Raw genomic sequence first — 7,689 nt, forward strand, 5'->3', positions numbered from 1 at the left:
CGCGGCAGCAGAATTTGCGTGCCGGGCGCCGCCGCCACATGCGCCGCAGATGGCGCGCCGTAGGCCGCAGCCGCAATTTCGGCCAATTCGCGCAGTTGTCCTGCCTCCGGCAATCGGGTCAGGGCGGTGGCGGGCAATTCGAAAAGCGGATAGGAGTGCGGGTTGATACCTGTCGAGAGGTCCACGAAAGGTTGTGGCGCATGAGGAAAAAGCGCGCTTGCCCGGCCGAGGCTGCCGCCATGATCAACCGCCGCGATCGCGCCGCTTAGAAGCTTCATGTCTATCCTGATCGCTTTCCTGTCACTCGCCGTCGAACGGGTCCTCGGCTATCCGGACTGGCTGTTCAACGCCATCGGCCATCCGGTCACCTGGATCGGCAGGCTGATATCCTTTCTCGATCGCCGGCTCAACCGCGCCACAGATTCCGACGAAATCCGTCGCCGCCAGGGTGTGCGGGCGTTGCTCATTATCTTGCTGGTGCCTGGCCTCATCGGCTTTGCGCTGCATGTCCTGCTCTGGCTGATCTTCCCGACGGGTCTGGTCATTGCAGCCGTCCTCGGTTCCGCGCTGCTGTCGCAGAAAAGCCTCGCCGAGCATGTCGAGGAGGTCGCGGATGCGCTGGAGACCGGCGGCCTGACGCTTGGCCGCATCGCCGTTTCCCGTATTGTCGGCCGCGATCCTGAAAAGTTGGACAAGGCAGGCGTCGCCCGTGCCGCGATCGAAAGCCTGGCCGAGAATTTCTCCGACGGCATCGTCGCGCCCGCCTTCTGGACCGGCGTCGGTGGTCTCGCTGGCGGCGCTGCCTACAAGGCCGCCAACACCGCCGATTCGATGATCGGCCACCGCACGCCGAAACACGAAGCCTTCGGCCGTGCGGCCGCCCGCTTCGACGATCTGATCAACCTGCCTGCATCGCGGTTGACCGGCCTGCTCATCGTGCTGGCGGCCTTCCTTGTCCCGGGCGCGGATCCCCGTAGCGCCTGGCAAGTCATGCGGCGCGATGCCAGGAAACACCGCTCGCCCAATGCCGGCTGGCCGGAGGCGGCGATGGCCGGCGCGCTGGGGCTGTCACTCGCCGGTCCGCGCAGCTATGGCGGCGAGGTCGTCGAGGACGCCTTCATGGGCGAAGGCGGCCGCCGCGAGGCCGAGAGCACCGACATCCGCCAGGCGCTGAAGCTCTATCGTGTCGCCGACTGGCTGCTGCTTGGCCTGTTCGCGGTGCTGTCGGCGATCGTGATCTACCTGAGCATTTCGATCAGCGGCCAAGGCGCCAGCACACCTTAGAACTCGATCCCCTGCTGCGCTTTGACGCCCGCCGAGAAATGGTGCTTGGTCAGCCCCATTTCGGTGACGAGATCGGCCGCCTCGACGAGCAGCGGCTTGGCGTTGCGGCCGGTGACGATGACATGCAGATCGCCCCGACGCGCCTTCAGGGCCACGACCACCTTTTCCAGGTCGAGATAATCGTAGCGTAGCGCGATGTTGAGCTCGTCGAGCACCACGAGGCTGATCGACGGGTCGGCCATGAGTTCGAGCGCCTTGGCCCAGGCGGCTTCGGCGGCGGCGATGTCGCGCTTCAAATCCTGCGTCTCCCAGGTGAACCCTTCGCCCATCGCATGCCAGACGACGCGGTCGCCAAAGGCCGCGAAGGCGTCCTTCTCGCCGGTGTGCCACTTGCCCTTGATGAACTGGACCACGCCGACGCGCTTGCCGTAACCCAGCATCCTCAGCGCCAGGCCGAAGGCGGCAGTGGTCTTGCCCTTGCCCGGCCCGGTGTTGACGATCAGCAGTCCTTTCTCGATCGTCTTGCCGGCAACCTCGGCATCCTGCACCGCCTTGCGCTTGGCCGTCTTGGCGCGATGGCGCTCGGCGTCCCCCTCGTTAATCATCTTGTCTTCGACCATGTCATTTCACCTTGAGCGGCAGCCCCGCCACCATCATCAGCACATTGTCGGCCACCGCCGCGACCTGCTGGTTGAGCCGTCCGGCAGCATCGCGGAAACGGCGCGCCAGTGCATTGTCGGGCACGATGCCGAGCCCGACTTCGTTGGAAACCACGAACCAAGGCCCGCGCGGCCGCGACAGCACATCCGCCAGCTGCCGGCATTCGGCCTCGACATCATGTTCGGCCAGCATGTGATTGGTGAGCCACAAAGTCAGGCAATCGATCAGAACCGACTGGTGATCCGGCAAGGCTTCGATCGCGCCCACCAGGTCGAGCGGCGCATCGACGGTGACCCAGCCCTCGCCACGCCGCGACCGATGCAGCGCGATGCGCTCACGCATCTCTTCGTCACAGGCCTGCGCCGTGGCGATGTAGGCCCACGGCGACGGATGGGCGATCGTGAGGCTCTCGGCATGCGAACTCTTGCCCGAGCGCGCACCGCCCAGGACCAAAGTTAATTTGCGATCGGAAGCTTTGTTGCCGCTCGCGGCTGTCGCGCCGGTCATTCGCTGTCTTGGTCCTTAGATGAAATCTTGCGGCAGCCAACGGCTGACGGGGCGCGACTTTAGGCAGAAGCACAACCACCGGCAAACCAATTTCCGCCGTGTCCCGGCGCGATTGCGGCAAGCGTCTCGGCGCTAAGAAGCGGCGATCCGCGCCGCGACCAGCTGCTGCAGCCGCCACAAATGAGCGTCGTGGATGCCGCGCAGCTCGAGATTCCTCACGGTGTTGTAAAGATAGTCGGCGCCCGAGCCCCAGTGGCCGCAGGACGTCGCGAGCCTCTCGACAACATCCTCCTCGGTGAGCGGGCCGGCATAGGTAGTACCCTGCCGGTTGATAACGAAGGCCAGCGCCCGCAACGGACCGGCATCGCTCGTCATATTGATCAAGCGCGGATGATAGCTGGTCGGCTTCAGCGTCGCCTCTCGCCGCAGCAGCCTGTCGAGTTGCTCGCGCCGGTCGCCATCGCCGAGCCGAAAGGCGACGCCCTTGCATTGTCCGCCACGGTCCAGCGCCATCATCAGGCCCGGGCTTTCCTTGGTGCCGCGCCAACGCGTCATCTTCATGCAGAAGGACCTGTGCCAGCCGCGCAGCAGGGCCACCCGCTCCTCGACATGCTCGATCTCGGGTTTCCAGATCAGGGAGCCGTAGCCAAACAGCCAAAGCGGTTCGTCGGCGGGAAGCTGAGCCTCCAGCATGCGCACCATTGCGTCATAGTCCGCGTCATCCAGATGCTCGGCGTCAGGATCGGGCCCGCTGTCCTCGACAACGCGAAAGCAGCGGGCGACCAGTTCCTCGGTAAGCGACATGGTTCTTGGCAGCATGCGCGCGACCTTAAGGTTCCTGCGCCGGCGCTACAATCCGCGAGGGCCGGCAATTGACAACAGCTTTGCCCGGGTGTCGGCTGTCGTCACCCGGAGAAGCCGATGCAGCCCAATCCGAGCGAACGCGATCCTTACAACGGCCTGACCAGCCTCCAGCCGACCTTGCCGTCGGCGGCCTATTGGGATGCCGACGCCTACCGGTGCGATCTGGACGCCATCTGGTACCGAAACTGGCTGATGGTCTGCCGAGAGGCCGATCTCGCCGAGCCGCTTGCCTTCCGAACGGTCCGCATCGGCAGCCAGGAAATCTTAGTTCTGCGCGACGAGACCGGGGCCTTGCGCGCCTTCCACAACACCTGCCGGCATCGCGGCTCGCAGCTTTGCCAGGACAGCGCCGGGCGGCTGAAGGCCAGGCTGCTGACCTGCCCCTACCACGCATGGTCCTATTCGCTGCGCGGCGATCTCGTGCGCGTGCCGTCGAAATCGCTGCCCGAGGGCTTCGACAAGGCCGACTATCCGCTCTATCGCGTGGCGCTCTCGCTCTGGCGCGGCTTCGTCTTCATCAACCTCGCCAAGGAGCCCGAAGGCTCGGCGGAAAGCTCGTTCGATCGCGCCTCCGGCGATCTTTCCAATTGGCCGCTGGAAACGCTCATCACCGGCCACCGGCTCACCAAGGTGATGAATTGCAACTGGAAGATCTTCTGGGAGAACTTCAACGAGTGCCTGCACTGCCCGGGCGTGCACAAGGATCTGTCGCGGCTGGTGCCGATCTACGGCCGCGGCCTGATGGCAAGGCATGACGATCCCGAATGGGCGCGCCACGCCGACAATGACGATCCGGAATTTTCCGGCCGCCTGCGCGCCGGCGCCGAAACCTGGTCGCGCGACGGCCACGTCCATGGCCCGGTCTTCCCGAGCCTGACCCCGGCCGAACGCGCCGCGGGCCAGATCGATGCGACCTCATTGCCCTCGATGTTCATCGTCGCACATGTCGACTACATGCGCACCGTGCGGCTCGCCCCGCTCGGCCCAGAGCAGACCGAGCTCACCGCGGAATGGCTGTTCGCGCCGGAAGCGCTGGGAAAGACCGATATCGACAACATCGTCGCCTTCGGCACGCAGGTGCTGGAGGAAGACGCCGCGATCTGCGAGGTCAACCAGAAAGGCCTGCGCTCGATACGCCACGAAGTCGGCGTGCTGATGCCGGAAGAATACGAGCTGCACCGCTTCCACAACTGGGTACGCGGCTGTCACGCGGCGTTCAAAACGCCTTTGGCAGATAGCGCCAGGTGACGAAGCCGCAGAAGGCCGCCAGGATGCCGAGCGTGACGAACACCGATCCCAGGCCGAAGAAGGTGAGCACCACCGAATAGACGAGCGGCGGCGTCAGCTCGGAGAAATCGAGATAGGTGCGGTAGACCGCCGCCATCTGCGCCTTCTCGTACGAACGAACCGAGCGCATGAAGGCGGTTGAGCCGAGCGCGTCGAGGGCGATGGTGAAGAGCGCGCCGAAGAGCAGCAGCGCGGCCGTGAGCAGCGGAGCGGCCTCGCCGATACCGCCTGCCGCGAACAGCATGGCCGCCATGGCGAAATAGGCGAAGGTCATGACCCGGCGCCCGCCGAAACGCCTGCCGGCCCTGCCCCAGAAGATCGCCATGAACAGAAGCGCATTGCCGGCTGAAACCAGCAGGCCCCCGGCAAGCTTGCCCTCGCCGGTGATCACCATGAACAGCGGGCCGTAGACGAAGAACGTCGTCCAGAAGCAGGAGCGGCCGAAGGCGATCAGCCATGCAAGCCAGAGCCTCGGCTGCTTCACGAAGCGGCCGATATTGGCGAGCGGATTGCCGGGACGCGACTTGCCGGGCCGGATCGACTGGTTGTCGCTCAACCGGTAGAACCAGAACAGGCAAAGCAGCGCGAAGGCAAAGACCACGACCGCGCCATGCGCGGCATAGATGCCGAAATGCGTGTAAAGGAAGATGCCGAGCGTCGGCCCGCCAGTCCAGGCAAACATCGACCAGGCCATGCGCAGCGATTCCGCCTGCATGAAGTCGGTCTTGCGGATGTGGTCCATGATGTAGAGGTTGAGCGTGATCGACAGCGCGCTCGCCCCCATGACGCGGCAGAGCATGCCGGCGAGCTGTCCGGGCAGCGTGTGGGTGACGAAGAAGGCGGAGCCGATCGACAGCAGCACGCAGCCGGCCGTGTAGACCCATCGCCGCGCGAAGCGGCGGATCAGCATCGGCATGAACAGCGTCACCGAAAGGCCCATCAGCGACACGATGGTGTAGAGGATCGAGACGATCCGCTCATTGTGCAGGATCTCGTAGGCTTGGATCGGGATCACGCTGGAGATCGTGGCGCGGGCGAAGGATTCCATCGCATAGAGCGAGGCGAAGGTGCGCGCATCCGCCGGCCGCAGGGCCGGAAGCCAGATCGGATGGCGCACATGGGTGGACATCGGCCCTCCGGGACGTGAATCGCTCCCCAAATCTGGCCGGACCAGCAGCCGACCAGTAGCAGGAAACCGACCCCCGGAGGCCGAAAAGCGAAGCCTGCCAAAGGCTTTCCGCCGCTGGCCTAAAGCGAAATTTCATGGCTGCCATGAAACGCATTGATGGCGCCTGCTTCTGTCGTCGGCTTGAACCGTGATAGTCGTTTGGCACGACTGAATCGGATTGCCTGACGATGAGCCTTCAAACGACCAGCGAACCCGTTCAGGACGCGACCAAGCAGGGCCGTATCGCCGCCTTCGACATCCTGCGCGGCGTCGCGCTGATCGCGATGGCGAGCTACCACTTCACCTGGGATCTTGAGAATTTCGGCTATACCGCGCCCGCTTTGACCGCATTCGGCTGGTGGAAATTCTATGCGCGCTGCATCGCCTCGACCTTCCTGTTCCTGGTCGGCGTCAGTCTCTTCCTCGCCCATGGCCGCCAGATCCGCTGGCCAGGCTTCTGGAAGCGCTTCGCCATGGTCGCCGTGGCGGCGATCGCCATTTCGGCAGTCACTTATTTCGTCACGCCGGACGGTTTCATCTTCTTCGGCATCCTGCACGAGATCGCGCTCGCAAGCCTGCTCGGCCTCGCCTTTCTCAGGCTGCCCTGGCTGCTGACGGCAATCGTCGCTGCCGCTGTCATCGCAGCTCCCTACTATCTGCGGTCGGAATTCTTCGATCATCCGGCGCTGTGGTGGGTCGGCCTCTCCGCCACAAACCCGCGTTCCAACGACTATGTGCCGCTCTTTCCCTGGTTCGGCGCAGTGCTTGCCGGCATCGCCGCGGTCGAGCTGGCTTCCGTCACAGGCCTGCTTGCCCGGCTGGGGACATGGATACCGGGCCGCTGGTCGAACCCGCTGACCTTCATCGGCCGCCACAGCCTCGCCTTCTACCTCATCCATCAGCCGCTTCTGTTCGGCTCGGTCTGGCTGTTCTCGCAAGTCATGCCCGCCGCCCCCCAGGACAAGGAGGCCGGTTTCCTGCCGGCTTGCCAGGCGCAGTGCGAACAGCAGCGCGACAGCAAGTTCTGTACGAGCTATTGTGGCTGCATGCTGGACACGCTGAAGGGCGAAGGGTCTCTCGACAAGCTCTACGCCAACGACCAGTCCAGCGTCTGGAAATCGCACCTGTCCGATCTTGCGGAAACCTGCACCGCCGCGACCGAGGACCAGATGCAGGGAGGGCAGCAATGACGGGCATCGCAAAGCCCAGACACGGGATCATTCCCTGGCCGCCGATAATCTATGTCGTGGCGATCGCAGCGAGCGTCGTCCTCGGCATGCTCTATCCGCTGCCCTGGATCGGCGACATTTTTGGCGATCTCCTGTTCGGCGTCGGCTGGGTGGCACTGTTCGGCGTCGCCATGCTCTGGATCACGGCCATCCGCGCCATGTTCAAGGCCAGGACGACGCTCGACCCCAATGCCGAGCCCGACCACCTGGTGACGTCGGGTCCTTTCGGCATTACCCGCAACCCGATGTATCTCGCCAACACGCTGCTCTTGATCGGCGTCGCCTTCATCACCGGCATCGCCTGGTTCCTGATCTTCGCCTTCCTCGCCGCCTTCGCGACGCAGAAGCTGGCGATCGAGAAGGAGGAAAAGATCCTGGCGGCGAAGTTCGGCAAGAAATATCGGGACTATGCCAAGCGGGTCCGGCGCTGGATTTGAGGTTGAGTGGCCTGGCGATTAGCCTGAGCGTTCGGGACGTCGTCATCCTCGGGCTTGACCCGAGGATCCATCGCCGTGACCTCCGTCATAGAGCGCAACGGCGCAGAATTCTGCAATCGTTGCACGCCTTAGCGTCACGGCATGGATCCTAGGGTCTGCGCGCGTCGCTTCGCTCCTTGCTCCGCCCTAGGATGACGAATTCAGAAGGCTCCAGCCAACCGCCATCGGCAGCCATGCCTACGTATTCACACCC

The 7,689-nt window shown here is 64.3% G+C and carries 8 protein-coding genes and 1 pseudogene; 4 read left to right on the plus strand and 5 right to left on the minus strand.

What is annotated here, in order from left to right; genetic code table 11:
* Window positions 1-278: pseudogene (locus tag EOA24_RS20885) on the minus strand (threonine-phosphate decarboxylase); the annotation flags it as partial.
* On the opposite strand from EOA24_RS20885, the gene cbiB reads away from it, so the two are divergent.
* On the plus strand, window positions 277-1,284 hold the full coding sequence (cbiB, locus tag EOA24_RS20890) for an adenosylcobinamide-phosphate synthase CbiB (protein WP_126082136.1): 1,008 nt from the start codon (window positions 277-279) through the stop codon (window positions 1,282-1,284). The pseudogene EOA24_RS20885 and the gene cbiB sit on opposite strands and share 2 nt — an antisense overlap.
* On the opposite strand, the gene cobO is transcribed toward cbiB, so the two are convergent.
* The 3 genes from cobO to EOA24_RS20905 all read right to left on the minus strand — a co-directional run bounded on the left by cobO (window position 1,281) and on the right by EOA24_RS20905 (window position 3,270).
* Complete coding sequence (gene cobO / locus EOA24_RS20895) at window positions 1,281-1,904, minus strand: cob(I)yrinic acid a,c-diamide adenosyltransferase (protein WP_189343106.1); 624 nt, start codon at window positions 1,902-1,904, stop codon at window positions 1,281-1,283. The genes cbiB and cobO overlap by 4 nt on opposite strands.
* A gap of 1 nt (window position 1,905) precedes the next feature.
* Window positions 1,906-2,451: a bifunctional adenosylcobinamide kinase/adenosylcobinamide-phosphate guanylyltransferase gene (cobU, locus tag EOA24_RS20900; RefSeq protein WP_126082135.1), complete on the minus strand. Its 546-nt coding sequence runs from the start codon at window positions 2,449-2,451 to the stop codon at window positions 1,906-1,908.
* Window positions 2,452-2,583: 132 nt separating this feature from the next.
* A complete protein-coding gene (locus EOA24_RS20905) occupies window positions 2,584-3,270 on the minus strand; it encodes a gamma-glutamylcyclotransferase (protein WP_126082134.1) in 687 nt (228 codons plus the stop codon).
* Window positions 3,271-3,372: 102 nt separating this feature from the next.
* On the opposite strand from EOA24_RS20905, the gene EOA24_RS20910 reads away from it, so the two are divergent.
* Window positions 3,373-4,563, plus strand: coding sequence for an aromatic ring-hydroxylating dioxygenase subunit alpha (locus EOA24_RS20910; protein WP_127410026.1), 1,191 nt, complete (start codon window positions 3,373-3,375; stop codon window positions 4,561-4,563).
* Here EOA24_RS20910 and EOA24_RS20915 read toward each other — a convergent pair.
* A complete protein-coding gene (locus tag EOA24_RS20915; protein ID WP_126082132.1) occupies window positions 4,532-5,731 on the minus strand; it encodes an MFS transporter in 1,200 nt (399 codons plus the stop codon). The two genes, EOA24_RS20910 and EOA24_RS20915, sit on opposite strands and share 32 nt — an antisense overlap.
* Before the next feature lie 227 nt (window positions 5,732-5,958).
* Here EOA24_RS20915 and EOA24_RS20920 point away from each other — a divergent pair, with 227 nt between their 5' ends.
* Together EOA24_RS20920 and EOA24_RS20925 are read left to right on the plus strand one after the other, a co-directional pair.
* Window positions 5,959-6,960 (plus strand): DUF1624 domain-containing protein, encoded by a 1,002-nt coding sequence (locus EOA24_RS20920; RefSeq protein WP_126082131.1) that lies wholly within the window; start codon window positions 5,959-5,961, stop codon window positions 6,958-6,960.
* Window positions 6,957-7,436, plus strand: coding sequence for an isoprenylcysteine carboxylmethyltransferase family protein (locus EOA24_RS20925; RefSeq protein WP_126082130.1), 480 nt, complete (start codon window positions 6,957-6,959; stop codon window positions 7,434-7,436). The genes EOA24_RS20920 and EOA24_RS20925 overlap by 4 nt, the downstream gene beginning before the upstream one ends.
* Window positions 7,437-7,689 lie beyond the last annotated feature (253 nt).

Source organism: Mesorhizobium sp. M2A.F.Ca.ET.039.01.1.1 (genome assembly GCF_003998035.1).
Taxonomy (GTDB): domain Bacteria; phylum Pseudomonadota; class Alphaproteobacteria; order Rhizobiales; family Rhizobiaceae; genus Mesorhizobium.